Below are 19,007 nucleotides of genomic sequence, written 5' to 3' on the forward strand. Positions count from 1 at the left end.
AGAGCGTGCCGAAGGGGTCGTAGCGGCGTAAGCCGCCGGAGCGCCCCTCGGTGCGCTAGGCCCGAGTATCTCGGGCTAAAAGACCACTTTGTCATCAACCTCAAGCGCTGCAAAACAGCGCTTTTTCAGCAGAGTAGGGAGAGATTACTTGGCTGAAGCCAATACCGCACTCACGATCTCAACCGCTTCATGCTCGATCTGCTCGCGGTGCTTGGCTCCCAGGAAGCTTTCGCAATAGATTTTGTACGCTTCTTCAGTGCCGGAAGGACGAGCGGCAAACCAGCCGTTGTCGGTCATCACTTTCAGCCCGCCGATCGACGCACCGTTCCCCGGTGCAGCAGTGAGGCGTGCAGTGATAGGATCGCCTGCCATCATGCTGGCGGTAACCATCTCAGGTGACAGCTTGGACAACGCCGCTTTCTGTGCAGAGGTGGCAGGTGCCTGCAAACGGTTATAGCTTGGCGCACCAAAGCGTTCCGCTAACCCATCATAGTGATGCTGCGGGTTAGCGCCGGTTACAGCGGTGATTTCTGCTGCCAGCAAGCACATGATAATGCCGTCTTTATCAGTAGACCACGGTGTCCCATCAAAACGCAGGAAAGATGCTCCAGCGCTTTCTTCGCCACCAAAACCGAAGCTGCCGTCAAACAGACCATCGACAAACCACTTGAAACCGACTGGCACTTCCACCAGCTTACGGCCCAGATCGGCCACCACGCGGTCAATCATCGCGCTGGAAACCAGCGTTTTGCCAACCGCAACATCAGCGCCCCAGCGTGGACGGTGCTGGAACAGGTAGTTGATCGCAACCGCCAGATAGTGGTTCGGGTTCATCAGGCCTTTTGGCGTGACGATGCCGTGGCGATCGTAGTCAGGATCGTTGGCAAACGCCAAATCAAACTTGTCACGCAGCGCCAGCAAACCAGCCATGGCGGATTCGGACGAACAGTCCATACGGATAATGCCGTCGTGATCGAGGTGCATAAAGCGGAAGGTCTGATCGATAGAGTCATTCACTAACGTCAGATCCAGCTTGTAATGCTCGGCAATGCGCTGCCAGTAGGCAATCCCTGAACCACCGAGCGGATCAACACCCAGTTTCAGGCCAGCGCGTTGAATGGCTGGCATATCAACCACGTCAACCAATCCTGCGACATACGGCTGCACCAGATCCTGCGCATGCAAATGGCCGCTGTTCCAGGCCTGTGCCAGCGTTTGGCGCTGAACACCTTGCAGCTTGAGCGCCAGCAATTCGTTGGCACGCTTCTCGATCACCGAGGTCAGATTGGTGTCTGCCGGGCCGCCGTTAGGTGGGTTATATTTAATGCCACCGTCTTCTGGCGGGTTGTGCGAAGGGGTAATCACGATACCATCCGCCTGCGCACCGCCTTTGCGGTTGTAACACAGGATCGCATGTGACACCGCTGGGGTAGGAGTAAAACCATTGTTTTCCTGAATCACCACGTCAACGCCGTTGGCCGTCAACACTTCCAGCACGGAAATAAACGCAGGTTCAGATAAGGCATGGGTATCTTTGCCCACATAGCAAGGGCCAGTGGTGCCTTGTTGGCGGCGCACTTCAGCAATTGCCTGCGCGATAGCCAGAATATGGTTTTCATTAAAGCTTTGGCGCAACGCGCTGCCGCGATGGCCAGAAGTACCAAATTTTACCGCATGAGCGGCATTGTCAGCTTCCGGTTGCAGCACATAGTATTGTGACGTCAACTGAGCTACGTTGATTAAATCACTTTGCTGAGCAAGTTGCCCGGCACGTGGGTCATTCGCCATCGATCTCTCCCTAATGCCTGTCCTGCCGCCGGGCAATGTGTCGCTGACGGCCACCGTGACGGGCTGTTTGCTTAAATTAGACAGTTCCGCAAACTTTCTCGATCAGTTCCGCCGGGAACTGCATCGCCTGCATGATGTGCTCGATCATGCTGCGCTTGCGGCCAGTATTGGTATTGGTAATTACCCAGTAAGGCGTGCCAGGAACGTGTTTCGGTTTAGTATGCGTTCCGTTCGCCAACAGGGTTTGCTGATCGCCAGCAAAATAAGTGCGGGTACGGCCATGCAATGCATCGGTTGCCGCAGTGAAACCCGCCGCGTCAATGGTGTACAGCGTGGAAAGTACCAGCATAAAACGGTTGACCGCTTTGTTCTGCTCAGCATATTCATCTGACAACAGCAGTTCACGCACGGCACGCACGCGATCGCGCGCAGGTACTACCGCCACCGTTGGCTCCGTTGCTTTGATGCCAGCGGCAACCGGCGCGGTACGCACAGGTGCCCCCGCAGTAAACTTCAACATACGCCGTAAAATATCGGACGCACTTTCACCAATATGTTGCGTGTGGCTGGCAATATAACGGTAAAGCTCCTCGTCGACTTCTATAGTTTTCATCTTTATCCAAAACAATAATTCAATTGATTTTTATAATGTTTGACGGCCATTAAAGAACAGCTCAATGTTGACCAACATTTTTCCAACCATCTGGTTTTACGATATTTCACTGCTTTGGGGTAGATTAACAGACTCTAGAGGGCCAGCCAACTTCCCCCGCAGGGGTAAAAGATATCAATGCTCTGCTGTTATCTGGCATATCGCACCACCACAAAGTGAACTCTTTACTTGCGCCGATGATCAAACGGGCAACTCGCCACCTAAGCATGCTACCCTGACCAAACGTCTTTAACTCGTGAACTTCACCATGAAATTACATTATCAACTCTTGGCTGCCGAGGCCGACACATTGCCGGTAATCCTGATCCACGGAATGTTCGGCAATCTGGATAACCTTGGCGTACTGGCCCGCGATCTTAACCAGCAGCATACGGTAATCAAAGTCGACTTACGCAACCATGGGCTCTCACCGCAGGCTGACGAGATGACCTATCCGGCGATGGCGCAGGATCTGCTGACCCTGCTGGATGATTTGCAGCTTGATAAGGTCATCGTTATTGGCCACTCAATGGGGGGTAAAGCGGCCATGGCGCTGACAGCACTAGCGCCTGAGCGAATTGCACAACTGATCGTGCTCGACATTGCTCCGGTGGCTTATGACGTTCGCCGCCACGACAAGATTTTTGCTGCTCTGCAGGCGGTGAGCGATGCCGGGATTACCCAGCGGCAACAGGCGGCACAGCTCATGCGCGAATACCTGGATGAAGAGGGTGTGATCCAGTTTCTGCTGAAGTCTTTTCATGCTGGAGCCTGGCGCTTTAACCTGCCGGTTTTGATCGCACAATACGCAAGTATCATCGGCTGGCAAGATGTCCCCTCTTGGTCGCATCCCACGCTGTTTATTCGCGGCGGGCTTTCCCCTTATGTGCAGGACGCCCACCGCGAAGACATTGCCCGCCAATTCCCGCAGGCCCGCGCTTATGTGGTTGCAGGCACCGGCCACTGGGTGCATGCGGAAAAGCCGGATGCCGTGCTTAGAGCCATCCGCCGCTTTCTGAACGAAGCCTGAAGACAAAGTGATGAAAAAATGCGCTAAAGAGAATAACTTAGCGCTTTTCCCACTAAGTTAAGCATTGTCGTTGCTCTATCTGCTGGGGTAATATGGCGCGCTATTTCCGACGCCTTTCAAGTTGCCGTCTTGTTGATGGCAAACTCCTTGAAATTCTGCGGGGATATAATTTTGCCGCCCTGTCCAGCGTGCAACTCAGCGCTTGGCTGGGGGTGAACTTGGGTTAGGGTTTATTGACCCGAATGGTGTTAACTGAACCATCTGAAAGCAAGCAATCGCTCTCTGATGCAAACTCCCTTGCAGTAGTCCGCAACAATGGCAAAAGAACAAACGGATCGCACGACGCTGGATCTGTTCGCAGATGAACGCCGTCCGGGGCGCCCGAAAACCAACCCGCTTTCCCGTGATGAACAGCTTAGGATCAATAAGCGTAATCAGCTACGGCGTGACAAAGTGCGTGGGTTACGGCGTGTAGAGCTCAAAATCAACGCAGACGCCGTAGATGCCCTGAACAAACTGGCAGACCAGCGCAACATCAGCCGCAGCGAATTGATTGAGCAAATGCTGCTGGCAAAACTGGCAGAAGAGCCATCAGAACCATGAGCTCTTCAGCGGTGCGGCGTTAAGGATGACGCCAAAGCCACCCCGCGCGGCGAGATTCCCCGGCATCGCATAAATGCGATAAAACCCCAGAGCACATTTCTGGCATGATAGTTATTTAGCGGTAAGAGCGTCCCGATGTTGAACTCTTGCCTTGATCTTATGTAAGACGATACCCAAGGGCTCGATGTTGCAGACAAGCAACCTGCGAACTCCCAACGTATATTCATTGAATTAAAAAGGTTATCTGCAATATGGCTCATGTAGGCATTTTCTTTGGCAGCGATACTGGCAATACCGAAAACATTGCCAAGATGATCCAGAAAAATCTTCAGCAAAAATTCGGCAACGATGTGGCGGAGATTCACGACATTGCCAAAAGCAGTAAAGAAGATCTGGAAGCTTTCGACATTCTGCTGCTGGGTATCCCCACCTGGTACTACGGTGAAGCACAGTGCGACTGGGATGACTTCTTCCCAACGTTGGAAGACATTGACTTCAACGGCAAACTGGTTGCCCTGTTCGGTTGTGGTGACCAAGAAGACTATGCAGAATATTTTTGCGATGCGATGGGCACCATTCGTGACATCATTGAACCACGCGGCGCTGCGATCATCGGCCATTGGCCGACCAAAGGTTACCACTTTGAAGCGTCTAAAGGCTTGGCTGATGACCATCATTTTGTCGGCCTGGCTATTGACGAAGACCGCCAGCCAGAACTGACCAACGAACGCGTAGATGCCTGGGTCAAACAGATCGGCGAAGAGCTGAGCCTGGCCGATATCGTCGGTTAAACGCCAAGTTCCAGAAAGCCCTGCAAAGCGCATAATGTCAGATGCAGGGCTGCTATCGGCATCACGTATTAGAGTAATAGAAGCTACAAACCTGTAACTTCCCACCTCATCACGGTAGACTGCGCTATCGGTTTATCCCATCCATCAAGGCATTGCATGTGCTGTATGCAATGGTGCATACATATCTTTGTTAACAACCGACAGTTTCTATTTAAGGCCGGCGGTTCTATAATGAGACGCAATTGACTCTTTGTGCCGACCGATGCCACAGGCGAAAACGCCTCAACTTGATTAGCATAGTAACAGGACTGAATCCGCATGACTGACAACAATAACGCATTGAAGAAGGCCGGCTTAAAAGTCACGCTTCCGCGACTTAAAATCCTGGAAGTATTGCAGGATCCGGAATGCCATCACGTCAGTGCGGAAGATCTGTACAAAAAACTGATAGATATGGGTGAAGAAATTGGCTTGGCAACGGTCTACCGCGTGCTGAACCAGTTTGATGATGCGGGTATTGTCACCCGTCACAATTTTGAAGGCGGTAAATCCGTATTCGAACTGACCCAGCAGCATCATCACGATCACCTGATTTGCCTGGACTGCGGCAAAGTGATCGAGTTCAGCGACGAATCCATTGAAGTACGTCAGCGCGATATCGCCAAGCAACACGGCATTAAGCTCACTAACCACAGCCTGTATCTGTACGGCCATTGTGAAATTGGTGACTGCCGCGAGAACGAAACGCTGCACGACAAAAAATAACGCTGGCCTGCCAGAATCAGAAACCGCCTCAAGTCTTGGCGGTTTTTTTGTGCCCGCTGGTTACCAACAAAAAAACCCGGCCAAGACATCAGGCCGGGGGAAATGATAACTCCAAATGAATACACTCTCTTGCAACACTTCTTGCTGACACGGGACTACACCTGCAGCCCATCCGCCGACACGCAGATGGGCTGAGTTTGGGCTTAGGCTTTTACCGATTCGGCCCGGCTAAAGCGCTTGCCATCCGGGCTTACGGCACGGATTTGGACATCACCAGCAACCGCAGGGCGGGCGCGATCGTCATAACGCTGCCACTGCTTGCCACCATCAGTCGAATATTCAATCCCCAGACCCGGCAAGGCAATATTGGCCTCCAATTTGCCATCGACAACGCGTGCGCCAGGCACTGGCAGACGGTAGCTCACTCCACCTTTATCCAGCTTGGCCAACTCACGTTGCCCGATCAGGTTAGCAAAGTGCAGCCAGTCCTTTTCCAGAGTTTTGGTATCGACCTGATGAGTTTCACCGCCTTTATATTCACGGCCAGCTTTGTAATCCTGCTCCCAACTCGCACGGTGCCAGGCGCGTTCCGCGACAGACAGGGCGCGTGGGTAAATCATGTATTCCATCTGCTGGTCGGTACGCACCACTTCGCTCCACAGCTGGGCCGAAAGACCATAAGCACCCGGCCATGGTTTGTCGCTCTTGGCGGTGAAGTGGTTACCGTCGCGGTCAACCGAAGTTTCTGCGTTTTGTGGCAGGTTATCCGGCGCGAAGCTGAAGATCTTCTGCTCATCACTGAAGCGGGTGCCCCAGTAATAACCATGCTCTGCCGGTGTCACTTCATAAGGGAAGTCCATATAGACATAATCCGGGTTGGAGATGATTACGTCGTAACCCTTGTTCGCCCAGTCGTTAACGGAGTCGAAACCGCCCCAATACAGGGTATCCCAGAAGTTCACTGCAACATTTTTGGTCGCGAAGGCTTTCGAATCCTTGGCATCTTTCAGGCCATCCTGCCACGCCTGCATTCTGTCAATGCCGTGCGCTTTCACCAGTTGGCTGACTTCAAGCCCGAAGTAGCTCGGCAAGTGTTCCATATCTTCCACTTTGCCTTCTTTGATCATGGCCTGACAAACCTGAGACTTGGCCCATGGTTTATCTTCGTTGCTCAGATCAAGGATCCCCTTGCCCGCTTCCGGTTTCTTCACGTCGGTATAACCGGCTCCCAGACGGATGTTCTTCGCCTCATCCCCGCCAAAATGCCAGGTTTTCAGCGGCTGACCGGCTTCTTTATGCATCTGGGCAATTTCACCAATCACTTTATCAACAAAGTTTTTGGATGAGTCCAGGCATGGGTTCAAGTAGCTCTGGCGGTTAAAATACTGCACCGAGGTGGTGTTAGAAGTATCGGTCGGATCAAGCAGACGGAACTCATTCGCCTCTTTATCTTTGCCTTCAGCCAGCAGTTTCTTATAACGAGCTTCCATGGAGACAATGGCAGCGCGGGCGTGTGCAGGCATATCAACCTCAGGGATCACTTCTATCTGGCGTGCCTGAGCATATTTAACAATGTCGATATAATCCTGACGGGAGAAGAAGCCACCGTGCGGCTCTGGGCCCGAACCGTATTGCGGCAGCAGACAGGCCGTTTCGCTCAGATCATGACAGCGCTGACCACCCACTTCAGTCAGTTCTGGCAAGCCTGGGATCTCAATACGCCAGCCTTCATCATCCGTCAGGTGGAAGTGGAATTTGTTCAGCTTGTACGCTGCCATCTGATCCAGCAGACGCAGCACCGCATCTTTATGGTGGAAGTTACGCGCAACATCCAGGAACATGCCGCGATATTGGAAGCGCGGTGCATCTTTGGCATCCAGCGTGGCGATCTTCTTGCTGCCGTCAGACGGGATCAGCGACAGAATAGACTGCAGCCCATAGAACACCCCAGCCTGATCGAACCCGGTAATCACGGCCTGCTTCTCACCGATCTTCAGTTGGTAGGCACCAGGAACCGCCAAATCACCTTTAAATGCGCTCGGCTGGATATCCGTTTTGATCGGATAACCACCAGCCTGGTTTGCCACGCCCAGCAATTCAAAACGCTTGGCTGCCGCATCTGCGGCAGGTTTGGTCAAGGCACTCAGATCCAAGGCAACGCCTTTACTCAGATCCACATCATGCGGATGCACCTTAACGTCCATTGGTGTCGGGAGGATCTGGCCACGCAATGCGGCGGCAGGCAACACCTTCAGGTCTTGGTTCTTGATGAAGCGGCTTTCAGGCACCATCAGAATGTTATGGTCATCCTTGGTGCGCTTCCACTGGTCACCGGTAAATGGTGTAACAAACTGGTTTACATCTTCGGTATCGGTATTCGCCAGGATCTTAGGCTTGGCATCGCCTGAAGTGGCATACCAGCGCGGCAGGAAGTCACTATGGAACACCTGCCAGTATTCCGCAATAATCGGAATTTCAACCGCCTGCTTGGCCGGGAAGCTGGTGAACTTGTCTGTAGGTTCCAGCTTGTACAGATCGCCCGTAATATGGGTGATCTTGAACTGCTCGTTATCCACTTTCAGCGTCTGACGTGGGCTGTGGAAATAAATAGCCCAGTCTTTATCTTTAATCTCTTGGCCATCGTTGGCCAGAGTAATCAACACTTTATTACATGACGCCCAATCGGCGCCCAGCTTGGCACAATCAACGCCATTATCGGCAGCCCGGTTGTCCAGCATCTTCAGATTCACTTTAAGCTGGCTGAGCTGATCGACAACCTGCTGGCTAGCGACGGCTGAACCCAGGCTGCCAAACAGCCCAACGGTGGCCGTTAGGGCTGCAAGCGCACTCATCTTGAACTTATTCATCTTCAACCTCTTCGGTAATCAGTGGTTATTGTCGCGAATCTCTTGCCAGACTTTCTCTACGTGCTTTTTGCTTTAGCAACAGCTGGCAGCATGATTCGCTTTAAAACGTTATTGCCCCGGTGGCAGTACCACCGGGGCAAGTTTTAGAAGACGGTGAATGGCGCAATCACGATGAATTTGACGTCTCTTTCATCCTGGAAGATGTTGCCATAACCACCGCTCCAGCTAGGCAGATCGGAATGGTTGTCATATTGCGTGAAGTGCAGCTTGAACAAGGTGCCTTTAGCACGGCCATCCTGCAGAGCATAAGCCGCATCCAGGCTGTAAGCGCTCTCTCTCAGGCGCTGACTCTGATCGTAAATCGGGTTAGTGCTAGGCTTCGCATCCCAGGCATAGACATAAGAAGCCCCGACCGACAGACCAGGAATGTTCCATTTGCTCAGGTCATACATCACGCCGCCGTAAACGGCTTTTTCACCGTTGGCGTTGAAGTCGGAACGGTTATCCCACCAGATATCGAGACGGCCATTGGAAGAAGCATAAGTCGGGGTCATACGCTGCAGGAAGAACCCTTGGTTCCCCTCTGCCTTGACCATGGTGCCTTCCAGACGCCAGTTGAACTGACCGGTGGTATAGCCGAAGGTCAGCGCCTGCAACCAGGCCAAACCGTCATAGATGCTGTTAGGATCGCGGCTGTCACTGACACGATCTTCAGCGCCGTAGAACTGGTAGCTGGTGGTCAGCGGGTTGCCCACCACATCAAATTTGTAAGAAGCCTTGGTGAAATACTGATTCACGTAACCTTGTGACTGACCGACAGCGGCTTCCAGCACCAGATCGTTTTTGAAGTCGTACTTGGCACCCAATGAATGCAGGTAGGAAACACGCGTCTCGCGGTCATTCTGCCGGAAATCGTCCATCTCGATATGCCATGGCGCTTTATACTTGTTGGCCCACATGTATGAGAAGCTCAGGGCACCGGCATCACCGTAATCAAGGTTGGCCCCCGCTTCCGCCCCCTGATAGGTGCCTGGCATAAAGCTCCAGTGCGGAGCAAGCAGCGTTTGGCCGCTTGGCTGGATGTAACCTGCGCGCGCCCACATCGGGCCATATTTGAATTTACCGGCGGCTTTATACAGGCTGATACCACTCTTATCGCCAGAGTAATCTTCATCATAAGTACGATTACGGCTGGAGAAGGCGATTTCATTAGGGTGACCACTTTCTTTAGACTCAGCAATCTCAATGGCGCTGAATGCCCCCACATCCAAACCGAACATGTCCATGGCATAGCCGGAAGTAAAATCCAGGCTCAGGTTAGCGGTGGCATGCGAAAGGTTGGTTGCAAATGAGTCATAGTTAGGGTTCTTTACCGTAACTTTCGTGCCATCGAGTAAGGTTTCTTCTCTTGTTTCATTGAGATCTTTGCGATCGCGCTGGCGCTGCCAGTAATACACCCCGCCAGTCATCGTCGAATCATCAATAAACCCTGCAGCTTGCGCTTCAGGTGCCATGACAAATCCTGTTCCTAACAATGCACCCGCGATAGCGAGTACCAGCGTTTTACGCTGAGCACCGTGCGTACCCATAGAAAATTCCTCTTTGACTTGACGTTAAAAGTGCGCCCGCCAGTGTTCACCACTGCCCTGAACGGCCGCTAATAAAACCCAATCGGGTGAAAATTCTGCTGACAGGTGAAAACCCTGCTCAGCTTTATTGCTAGCGCTAGACTATTTTTCGCGACGCGAATTATCAAATGAAAAGTGAGATAGAATTGTCAAAGTATGACAAGGAGCACATATCGATAAGATTTTGTTACAGCAGTGAGCAACCGCTGTTTTTGAATAAAAAATTCAATAAAATCAGAATAAATAATGATAATTAGGTAAATACCCTGACAAAATAAAGGGTTCGACCTGATGACGACAAAAATTTATGAAAAAAATGAGAGCGCTCTACAAATGATATTAATTTTCATCGCGAATATACAAAGAGGAACTCTATAAGCAGTGAAAAATCTCAACATCATGAAATTTTATAGAGAAAGAGAAGAGATAACGCTAAGTTATCGGTGAAAAGCAGGCGTGATGTGGATGAAAAAAGGGTTATTTCAAGCAATAAAAAAGCGCAGCCTGAGCTACGCTTCAAAAAGAGACCAAAATCAGCGTTTATTCGCCGATTTTCGCCCAGGTATCACGCAGGCCAACGGTGCGGTTAAACACCAGGTGCTCTGCTGAAGAGCAACGGTTATCTGCGCAGAAATAGCCTTCACGCTCAAACTGATAGGCTTTCTCTGGTTGTGCCGTTGCCAGGCTTGGCTCAACAAACCCGTGCTTGATCACCAAAGACTCCGGGTTGATGGTAGACAAGAAATCATCTGCCGCTGCCGGGTTGGCGACGCTGAACAAGCGGTCATACAGGCGGATTTCTGCTGGCAGCGCGTGTGCCGCAGAGACCCAGTGGATTACCCCTTTCACCTTGCGGCCATCCGCCGGATCTTTGCTCAACGTATCAGGATCGTAAGTACAGTAGATGGCAGTGATTTCGCCATCAGCGTCCTTCTCGACGCGCTCGGCCTTAATTACATAGGCATTGCGCAAACGAACTTCTTTACCCAATACCAAGCGCTTGTATTGCTTGTTGGCTTCTTCGCGGAAGTCGGCACGATCGATATACACTTCACGGCTGAACGGCACTGCGCGGCTACCCATTTCCGGTTTATTCGGATGGTTAGGCATGGTGACCATCTGCACATCGTCCGTCATGTTTTCAATGATCACTTTTACTGGATCCAGCACGGCCATCGCCCGTGGGGCGTTCTCATTGAGATCGTCGCGGATACAGGATTCCAACGCCATCATCTCGACGTTATTGTCCTGCTTGGTCACGCCGATACGCTGGCAAAACTCGCGGATAGACGCAGCCGTATAACCACGGCGGCGCAGGCCAGATACGGTCGGCATACGCGGATCATCCCAGCCTTCCACCACTTTCTCGCTCACCAGCAGGCTCAGCTTGCGCTTGGACATGATGGCGTACTCAAGATTGAGGCGCGAAAACTCATATTGGCGTGGGTGGCAATCAATAGTGATGTTCTCCAGCACCCAATCGTAAAGACGGCGGTTGTCCTGGAATTCCAGCGTACACAGCGAATGGGTAATCCCTTCCAGCGCATCGGAAATGCAGTGGGTGAAATCATACATCGGGTAGATGCACCACTTGTTGCCGGTCTGGTGGTGATCGGCAAACTTGATGCGATAGATAACCGGATCGCGCATGACGATAAACGGTGAAGCCATATCGATTTTCGCGCGCAGACACACGCTGCCTTCGGCAAATTCGCCCTTGCGCATCTTTTCGAACAACGCCAGGTTCTCTGCCACTGGGCGATTACGATACGGGCTATCTTTACCCGGTGCGGTCAGGGTGCCGCGATACTCACGGATCTGCTCAGGCGTCAGCTCATCAACATAAGCTAAACCTTTACCGATCAGTTCAACCGCATACTGATGTAATTGATCGAAATAGTCGGAAGAGTAACGGACATCGCCGCTCCACTTGAATCCTAGCCACTCCACATCCTGCTTGATGGAATCCACAAACTCGATGTCTTCTTTTGCCGGGTTGGTATCATCGAAACGCAGGTTGCACTTGCCTTGGTAATCCTTGGCAATACCGAAATTCAGGCAGATGGATTTCGCATGGCCGATGTGCAAATAGCCGTTTGGCTCCGGCGGGAAACGGGTCTGTACCGACGAATGCTTCCCTGAGGCCAGATCTTCATCAATAATCTGACGGATAAAATTGGTTGGGCGGGCTTCGGCCTCACTCATATCACTATTCCTCAAATACAAAGCGCTACACATAACCCCCTATGTTCCAACAAGCCACGTCTGGAAACAACCGTTAGTTTCATGAAAATTCGCTCTGCCAAACAAAAATAAAAAAGCGGGAAAAGATCGCTCTTTCCCCGCCAAGATGATGGCCCGTTTAGCGCCTGAAAAAGTTCAGGTGAAACGGCTTATTTTTGAATCTCGAACAGTGTGGTCTGGCCTGCAACCACATGACCGGTTGCTAAGGCAGTCAAACCGGCATAGTCATCAGCATTGCTGACCACCACTGGGCTGATCATCGAGCGAGCATTGGCATTCAGGTATGCCAGATCCATTTCCAGAATCGGCTGACCTGCTTTCACCTCTGCACCCTCTTCAACCAAGCGCTTGAAGCCCTGGCCATTCAGCGCAACGGTGTCGATACCCATGTGCACCACAATTTCTGCCCCTTTATCGGTTTCCAGGCAGAAAGCATGGTTGGTGTTGAAGATCTTCACCACGGTGCCATCGGCTGGTGCCACAACGGTCTTCTCGGTTGGGCGAATAGCCACACCGTCACCTACCGCTTTGCTGGCAAAGGCTTCATCCGGCACCTGCTCCAACGCCACCACTTCACCGGTAACCGGTGCTACCAACGCCTGGAAAGAGGCTTTCGGTGCATTAGGCACTGCTTGTGGTTTCACTTCTGCAGCCGCTGCGGGTGCTGCCGCAGCAGGTACTGGGCCTGCGGCCATAACATTACGCATTGCACTGGCAATCAGTTCGGCACGGGTACCCACGATCACCTGCACGCTCTGCTTGTTCAGACGGATCACGCCGGAAGCACCCAGACGTTTGGCAACGGCATCGTTAACCAACGCAGAGTCTTTCACGTTCAGACGCAGACGAGTAATACAGGCATCGATACCGGTCAGGTTGTCAGAACCACCGATCGCCCCAACGTAACGGCGAGCCAGCGTGGTCGTTTCGTTTTCGTCTTTACCGCCGTCGTTATTCACGTTCACGTCATAACCGTCAGTTTCGTCACCGGCAACCGCCAGTTCACGGCCCGGAGTCATCAGGTTAAACTTGTTAATAGTGAAACGGAACACCACGTAATAAATGACAAAGAACACCAGACCTTGTGGGATCAGCATATACCAGTGGGTTGCCAGCGGGTTACGCACCCACAACATCATATCCACAAAACCGGCACTGAAACCGAAACCAGAAATCCACTGCATACTGGCGGCGATAAATACCGAGATCCCGGTCAGTACGGCGTGGATCACATACAGCACCGGAGCCACGAACATGAAGGAGAACTCCAGCGGTTCGGTGATACCGGTAAAGAAGGCCGCAAAGGCCCCTGCCAGCATAATCCCCAACACTTTGGCTTTGTTCTCAGGGCGTGCACAGTGATAAATCGCCAATGCCGCACCCGGCAAGCCGAACATCATGATTGGGAAGAAGCCTGCCTGGTAACGGCCCGTAATACCCACGATGCCTTTACCGGATTCGATAGACTGCTGGCCACCGAGGAAGTTAGGAATATCGTTGATACCGGCAACGTCGAACCAGAATACGGAGTTCAGCGCATGGTGCAGACCCACCGGGATCAACAGGCGGTTGAAGAATGCATAGATACCCGCACCCACGGAACCCAGTTTCTGGATATGCTCACCGAAGTTCACCAGGCCGCTGAAGACTACCGGCCAGACGTACATCATGATGAAAGCCACCAGGATCATCAGGAACGAGATCAGGATTGGCACCAGGCGGCGGCCACTGAAGAACGACAGCGCTTTCGGCAACTCAACGCCGCTGAAACGGTTGTAGATCTCAGCAGAGATGATACCCACCAGAATACCAACGAACTGGTTCTGGATTTTACCGAACGCAGCAGGCACCTGATCAACGGGTATTTTCTGGATCATCGCCACGGCACCCGGCGAACAAAGGGTGGTTAGCACCAGGAAACCGACAAAACCGGTCAGCGCAGCAGCACCGTCTTTGTCTTTTGACATACCATAAGCCACACCAACGGCGAACAGCACCGGCATATTATCGATGATGGCCGAACCGGATTTGATCAATAAAGCTGCAAAGGCATTGCCACCGCCCCAACCAATAGGATCAATCCAGTACCCGACGCCCATCAAGATGGCTGCAGCAGGCAACGTGGCAACCGGAACCATCAAGGCCCGGCCTACCTTTTGCAAATAACTAAGAATGTTCACCTTTTCCCCCTATTCGTCCGCGAACGGACCCTGTTGGTAGTTTATTGAGAATAACTCACTACCTTTTTAGAAATACATATCGTATGGCAATTCACAGGCGATATCCCACCGCATTCAGTGGTGGGATATTGTCTCTTCATGCGGAGTGTAAAAAATTTATTTCGTATCGCAAATTAAAACCTCGTTTTTTGTGATTTAAATCACCAAAAAGCAGTCTTAAGCTGCCACATTGCTAGCCATCGCACAAAACTTATTTTATCATTCAAAAAATCAAAGGGCGCTTACGTTTAACGCGAGCTTCGCAAAGCTGAGTTACGCTTAAGGCTCAGGTTCTGGCCCCATCACAGTATAGCCACAGTTTATTTTACCAAGAGGTGTATGATGAGACTTATTCCACTGAAAGATACCGCACAAGTCGGCAAATGGGCTGCACGCCATATCGTCCAGCGTATTAACGCATTCCAACCCACTGCCGATCGTCCGTTTGTTCTCGGTCTGCCTACCGGCGGCACCCCACTTGAAGCTTACAAGCATCTGATTAAGATGCACAAAGCAGGTGAAGTCAGCTTTAAGCACGTGGTAACCTTCAACATGGATGAATATGTGGGTCTGCCGCAGGAACACCCTGAAAGCTATCATACTTTCATGTATCACAACTTCTTCGATCACGTTGATATTCCGCATGAAAATATTAATCTGCTGAATGGCAATGCGCCGGACGTGGACGAAGAGTGCCGCCAGTACGAAGCCAAGATCAAGTCCTACGGCAAAGTTCATCTGTTCATGGGCGGCGTCGGTGTTGACGGGCACATTGCGTTCAACGAACCCGCCTCTTCTCTGTCTTCACGTACCCGCATCAAAACGCTGACGGAAGAAACCCGCATCGCTAACTCCCGCTTCTTTGACGGCGATGTCAGCCAGGTACCAAAGTACGCCCTGACCGTAGGTGTCGGCACCCTGCTGGATGCAGAAGAAGTGATGATCCTGGTCACTGGCCGCGGCAAGGCACAGGCGCTGGAAGCTGCGGTTGAAGGCTGTGTCAACCACATGTGGACCATCAGTTGCCTGCAGTTGCACGCGAAGTCCGTTGTGGTGTGCGACGAGCCTTCCACTATGGAACTCAAGGTGAAAACCGTTAAATATTTCCGTGAGTTAGAAGCGGAAAGCGTTAATAGTCTTTAATTTTTGCAGGGGGCTACATGTTCGCTTTAACCCAATGCCGGATTTTTACCGGCCACGACGTGCTTGATGACCACGCGGTAGTGATTGCTGATGGTCTGATTGAACGAGTCTGCCCGCTGGCTGAACTGCCCGCTGGCATTGAAACGCGCGATCTGGGTGGCGCCATCCTAGCCCCCGGTTTTATAGACGTTCAGCTCAATGGCTGTGGCGGTGTGCAGTTCAACGACTCACTGGAAGCCATCTCAGAAAAAACGCTGGAAATCATGCAGCGTGCCAATGAAAAATCAGGCTGCACCAGTTATCTGCCTACGCTGATCACCTGCAGCGACGATTTTATGAAGCACGGCATCAACGTGATGCGCGCTTACTTGAAGAATAACCCGAATCAGGCGCTTGGCCTGCACTTGGAAGGCCCATACCTGAGCCTGCTCAAGAAAGGCACGCACAACCCGGCGTTTATCCGTCAACCCACCAGCGAGATGATCGACTACCTGTGTGCTAACGCAGACGTGATCACTAAAGTGACGCTGGCACCGGAAATGGTTGAGCCACATTTCATCGAGCAATTAGTTCATGCGGGTATTGTGGTTTCTGCCGGTCACTCGAATGCCACTTACGCTGAGTCACGTGTCGGTTTCGCCGCGGGTATTAGCTTCGCCACACATCTGTACAATGCCATGCCATATATTACCGGGCGTGAACCTGGCCTGACAGGGGCCATTTTCGACACGCCTGAAGTCTATACCGGCATCATCGCCGATGGTCACCACGTCGCCTGGGCGAGTATCCGTAACGCTAAACGGGCAAAAGGTGATAAATTGGTACTGGTTACCGACGCCACGGCACCCGCAGGCGCGGAGATTGACCAATTTATTTTCGCTGGTAAAACAATATACTATCGTGATGGATTGTGTGTTGATGAAAACGGAACCCTGAGTGGTTCGGCATTGACCATGATCGAAGCCGTGCAAAACAGTGTGGAACACGTGGGTATCGCACTGGACGAAGCGCTGCGTATGGCTACGCTCTATCCGGCACGCGCCATCGGTGTTGCACAGCGTTTGGGCACGATCGAGGCTGGGAAGGTGGCAAACCTGACCGCATTTACCCGTGATTATAAGATCACCACAACCTTCGTTAACGGTAACGAGGTTTAATTCCTGACAAAAGAGTAAAATTATTGATGAGCACTGGCGGACAGGCACAAATAGGGAACGTTGACTTAGTCAAACAACTCAACGGCGCAGCAGTTTATCGTCTGATCGACCAACAGGGCCCAATCTCGCGGATTCAGATTGCTGAACTCAGCCAGCTTGCCCCCGCCAGTGTCACTAAAATTACTCGCCAACTGTTGGAGCGCGGGCTGATCAAAGAAGTCGATCAGCAAGCTTCTACCGGTGGCCGCCGCGCTATATCCATTGTCTCCGAAACCCGCCAGTTCCACACCGTCGCCGTGCGCCTTGGCCGCCATGATGCCACCATAACGCTGTACGACATGAGCGGCAAATCGCTGGGTGAAGAGCATTACTCGCTGCCGGAACGCACCCAGGAGACACTGGAAGAAGCCCTGTTCAACGCCATTGAGCAGTTTATTGACCACTACCAGCGCAAACTGCGCGAGCTGATCGCCATCGCCGTGATCCTGCCGGGCTTAGTCGCCCCTGCTCAGGGTGTGGTGCACTATATGCCGCACATCAGCGTCAACAACTGGACGCTGGTGGATAACCTTCAGCAACGTTTCAACGTCACCAGCTTTGTCGGCCATGATATCCGTAGCCTGGCGCTGGCAGAACATTACTTCGGTGCCACACGCGACTGCGAAGATTCGATCTTGGTGCGCTTGCACCGTGGGACCGGGGCCGGAATTATCGTCAATAGCCAAATCTTCCTGAGCAACAACGGTAACGTCGGCGAAATCGGCCATATTCAGATCGATCCCCTCGGTGAACGCTGCCACTGCGGCAACTTCGGTTGCCTAGAAACCGTCGCGTCGAATGCGGCGATCGAACAACGTGTCCGCCACCTGCTCACTCAAGGCTACCCGAGCAAACTGACGCTCGATGATTGTAACATTGCCGCTATCTGCAAAGCCGCCAACCGTGGCGATCTGTTGGCAAGTGAAGTGGTCGAACACGTTGGCCGTTATCTCGGCAAAGCGGTGGCGATCGCCATCAACCTGTTCAACCCACAAAAAGTCGTCATCGCGGGTGACATCACCGAAGCAGACAAAGTGCTGTTACCTGCAATCCAAAGTTGCATCAATACTCAGGCGCTGAAGAATTTCCGCAAGAATTTGCCGGTAGTCACCTCAGAGCTTAATCATCGCTCGGCGATCGGCGCTTTCGCCCTGGCCAAACGCGCCATGCTCAATGGCGTGCTCTTACAGCGGTTGCTGGAAAGCTGAACCGTTCTCCGGCAATTCAATCAAGAGAAACAGCAATCATGATGATTAAAAATATAATATGTGACATCGACGGCGTACTGATGCATGACAACACCGCCGTTCCGGGTGCCGATGTGTTTCTGGCGCGCATTCAGGAACAGGGGATGCCGCTGGTGATGCTGACCAACTATCCCTCACAAACCGCGCAGGATCTGGTGAACCGTTTTGCCGCCGCCGGGCTGGAGGTGCCAGAAAGTGCGTTTTATACCTCGGCGATGGCCACCGCTGATTTTCTCCGTCGCCAAGAGGGCAAAAAAGCCTATGTGATCGGAGAAGGCGCACTGATTCACGAACTGTATAAAGCCGGTTTTACCATTACCGATATCAACCCGGATTTCGTTATCGTTGGTGAAACACGATCGTACAACTGGGATATGATGCACAAAGCGGCCTATTTTGTGACCAATGGCGCACGCTTTATTGCCACCAATCCCGATACCCACGGCCACGGGTTCGTTCCTGCCTGTGGAGCGCTGTGCGCACCAATCGAAAAAATCACCGGGCGCAAACCGTTCTACGTGGGTAAACCAAGCCCGTGGATTATCCGCGCTGCACTGAACAAGCTGCAGGCCCACTCAGAAGAAACCGTGATTGTCGGCGATAACCTGCGTACCGACATCCTGGCGGGCTTCCAAGCCGGGCTGGAAACCATTCTGGTGTTATCCGGCGTTTCCACCTTAAATGATGTCGAAACCATGCCATTCCGCCCGAGTTACATCTTCCCTTCGGTTGCAGATATCAATATTTTCTAAGCCCGCTGGGCGGCAAATGTCAGCCGCCCGGTTTTACCCTTGCCCCACCCTCCGCTAATGCCAGTAAAATCCCCAGATCACC

14 protein-coding genes are annotated in these 19,007 nt (G+C 52.2%); 8 read left to right on the forward strand and 6 right to left on the reverse strand.

Translation table 11 applies throughout. From position 1 onward, the window contains the following. Positions 1-144: 144 nt before the first annotated feature. Positions 145-1,788: a phosphoglucomutase (alpha-D-glucose-1,6-bisphosphate-dependent) gene (gene pgm, locus IV04_RS18360; RefSeq protein ID WP_037398301.1), complete on the reverse strand. Its 1,644-nt coding sequence runs from the start codon at positions 1,786-1,788 to the stop codon at positions 145-147. 76 nt (positions 1,789-1,864) lie between these two features. Next, positions 1,865-2,401 carry a replication initiation negative regulator SeqA gene (gene seqA / locus IV04_RS18365; RefSeq protein WP_037398304.1) on the reverse strand — a complete coding sequence of 179 codons (537 nt, stop codon included), beginning with the start codon at positions 2,399-2,401 and terminating at the stop codon, positions 1,865-1,867. 295 nt (positions 2,402-2,696) lie between these two features. On the opposite strand from seqA, the gene ybfF reads away from it, so the two are divergent. The 4 genes from ybfF to fur all read left to right on the forward strand — a co-directional run bounded on the left by ybfF (position 2,697) and on the right by fur (position 5,629). Further along, entirely contained in the window at positions 2,697-3,470 is a 774-nt protein-coding gene (gene ybfF / locus IV04_RS18370) for an esterase (RefSeq protein ID WP_197062167.1), read from the forward strand. Between the two features lie 315 nt (positions 3,471-3,785). After that, entirely contained in the window at positions 3,786-4,073 is a 288-nt protein-coding gene (ybfE, locus tag IV04_RS18375; protein ID WP_037398308.1) for a LexA regulated protein, read from the forward strand. Between the two features lie 251 nt (positions 4,074-4,324). Next, complete coding sequence (gene fldA / locus IV04_RS18380; RefSeq protein WP_037398310.1) at positions 4,325-4,864, forward strand: flavodoxin FldA; 540 nt, start codon at positions 4,325-4,327, stop codon at positions 4,862-4,864. A 318-nt stretch (positions 4,865-5,182) separates the two neighbouring features. After that, on the forward strand, positions 5,183-5,629 hold the full coding sequence (gene fur / locus IV04_RS18385; protein WP_037398312.1) for a ferric iron uptake transcriptional regulator: 447 nt from the start codon (positions 5,183-5,185) through the stop codon (positions 5,627-5,629). A 203-nt stretch (positions 5,630-5,832) separates the two neighbouring features. Here fur and IV04_RS18390 read toward each other — a convergent pair whose 3' ends face one another. The 4 genes from IV04_RS18390 to nagE form a co-directional block, all read right to left on the reverse strand. Beyond that, the gene (locus IV04_RS18390) at positions 5,833-8,496 is read right to left on the reverse strand and encodes a beta-N-acetylhexosaminidase (protein WP_037398315.1); all 2,664 of its coding nucleotides are present in this window, start codon (positions 8,494-8,496) and stop codon (positions 5,833-5,835) included. A 143-nt stretch (positions 8,497-8,639) separates the two neighbouring features. Further along, positions 8,640-10,085: an OprD family outer membrane porin gene (locus IV04_RS18395; RefSeq protein WP_037398317.1), complete on the reverse strand. Its 1,446-nt coding sequence runs from the start codon at positions 10,083-10,085 to the stop codon at positions 8,640-8,642. A gap of 579 nt (positions 10,086-10,664) precedes the next feature. Next, positions 10,665-12,329 (reverse strand): glutamine--tRNA ligase, encoded by a 1,665-nt coding sequence (glnS, locus tag IV04_RS18400; protein ID WP_037398320.1) that lies wholly within the window; start codon positions 12,327-12,329, stop codon positions 10,665-10,667. Between the two features lie 188 nt (positions 12,330-12,517). Next, positions 12,518-14,548, reverse strand: a complete 2,031-nt coding sequence (gene nagE, locus IV04_RS18405) for an N-acetylglucosamine-specific PTS transporter subunit IIBC (RefSeq protein ID WP_037398326.1) — start codon at positions 14,546-14,548, stop codon at positions 12,518-12,520. A gap of 381 nt (positions 14,549-14,929) precedes the next feature. On the opposite strand from nagE, the gene nagB reads away from it, so the two are divergent. The 4 genes from nagB to IV04_RS18425 are packed head-to-tail and all read left to right on the forward strand — an operon-like array spanning position 14,930 to position 18,925. Next, positions 14,930-15,730: a glucosamine-6-phosphate deaminase gene (nagB, locus tag IV04_RS18410; protein ID WP_037398329.1), complete on the forward strand. Its 801-nt coding sequence runs from the start codon at positions 14,930-14,932 to the stop codon at positions 15,728-15,730. A gap of 17 nt (positions 15,731-15,747) precedes the next feature. Continuing rightward, positions 15,748-16,887: an N-acetylglucosamine-6-phosphate deacetylase gene (gene nagA, locus IV04_RS18415; protein ID WP_037398332.1), complete on the forward strand. Its 1,140-nt coding sequence runs from the start codon at positions 15,748-15,750 to the stop codon at positions 16,885-16,887. A 26-nt stretch (positions 16,888-16,913) separates the two neighbouring features. After that, entirely contained in the window at positions 16,914-18,134 is a 1,221-nt protein-coding gene (locus IV04_RS18420) for an N-acetylglucosamine repressor (RefSeq protein ID WP_037398335.1), read from the forward strand. Positions 18,135-18,172: 38 nt separating this feature from the next. Continuing rightward, positions 18,173-18,925, forward strand: a complete 753-nt coding sequence (locus IV04_RS18425) for an HAD-IIA family hydrolase (RefSeq protein ID WP_037398338.1) — start codon at positions 18,173-18,175, stop codon at positions 18,923-18,925. Positions 18,926-19,007 lie beyond the last annotated feature (82 nt).

Source organism: Serratia sp. Ag1 (assembly GCF_000743355.1).
Lineage (GTDB): Bacteria > Pseudomonadota > Gammaproteobacteria > Enterobacterales > Enterobacteriaceae > Chania.

Bases quoted from the DNA above. Each gene is read 5' to 3' on its own strand.
- pgm (WP_037398301.1), bottom strand. From the start codon at position 1,788: ATGGCGAATGACCCACGTGCCGGGCAACTTGCTCAGCAAAGTGATTTA.
- seqA (WP_037398304.1), bottom strand. From the start codon at position 2,401: ATGAAAACTATAGAAGTCGACGAGGAGCTTTACCGTTATATTGCCAGC.
- ybfE (WP_037398308.1), top strand. From the start codon at position 3,786: ATGGCAAAAGAACAAACGGATCGCACGACGCTGGATCTGTTCGCAGAT.
- fldA (WP_037398310.1), top strand. From the start codon at position 4,325: ATGGCTCATGTAGGCATTTTCTTTGGCAGCGATACTGGCAATACCGAA.
- fur (WP_037398312.1), top strand. From the start codon at position 5,183: ATGACTGACAACAATAACGCATTGAAGAAGGCCGGCTTAAAAGTCACG.
- IV04_RS18390 (WP_037398315.1), bottom strand. From the start codon at position 8,496: ATGAATAAGTTCAAGATGAGTGCGCTTGCAGCCCTAACGGCCACCGTT.
- IV04_RS18395 (WP_037398317.1), bottom strand. From the start codon at position 10,085: ATGGGTACGCACGGTGCTCAGCGTAAAACGCTGGTACTCGCTATCGCG.
- glnS (WP_037398320.1), bottom strand. From the start codon at position 12,329: ATGAGTGAGGCCGAAGCCCGCCCAACCAATTTTATCCGTCAGATTATT.
- nagB (WP_037398329.1), top strand. From the start codon at position 14,930: ATGAGACTTATTCCACTGAAAGATACCGCACAAGTCGGCAAATGGGCT.
- nagA (WP_037398332.1), top strand. From the start codon at position 15,748: ATGTTCGCTTTAACCCAATGCCGGATTTTTACCGGCCACGACGTGCTT.
- IV04_RS18420 (WP_037398335.1), top strand. From the start codon at position 16,914: ATGAGCACTGGCGGACAGGCACAAATAGGGAACGTTGACTTAGTCAAA.
- IV04_RS18425 (WP_037398338.1), top strand. From the start codon at position 18,173: ATGATGATTAAAAATATAATATGTGACATCGACGGCGTACTGATGCAT.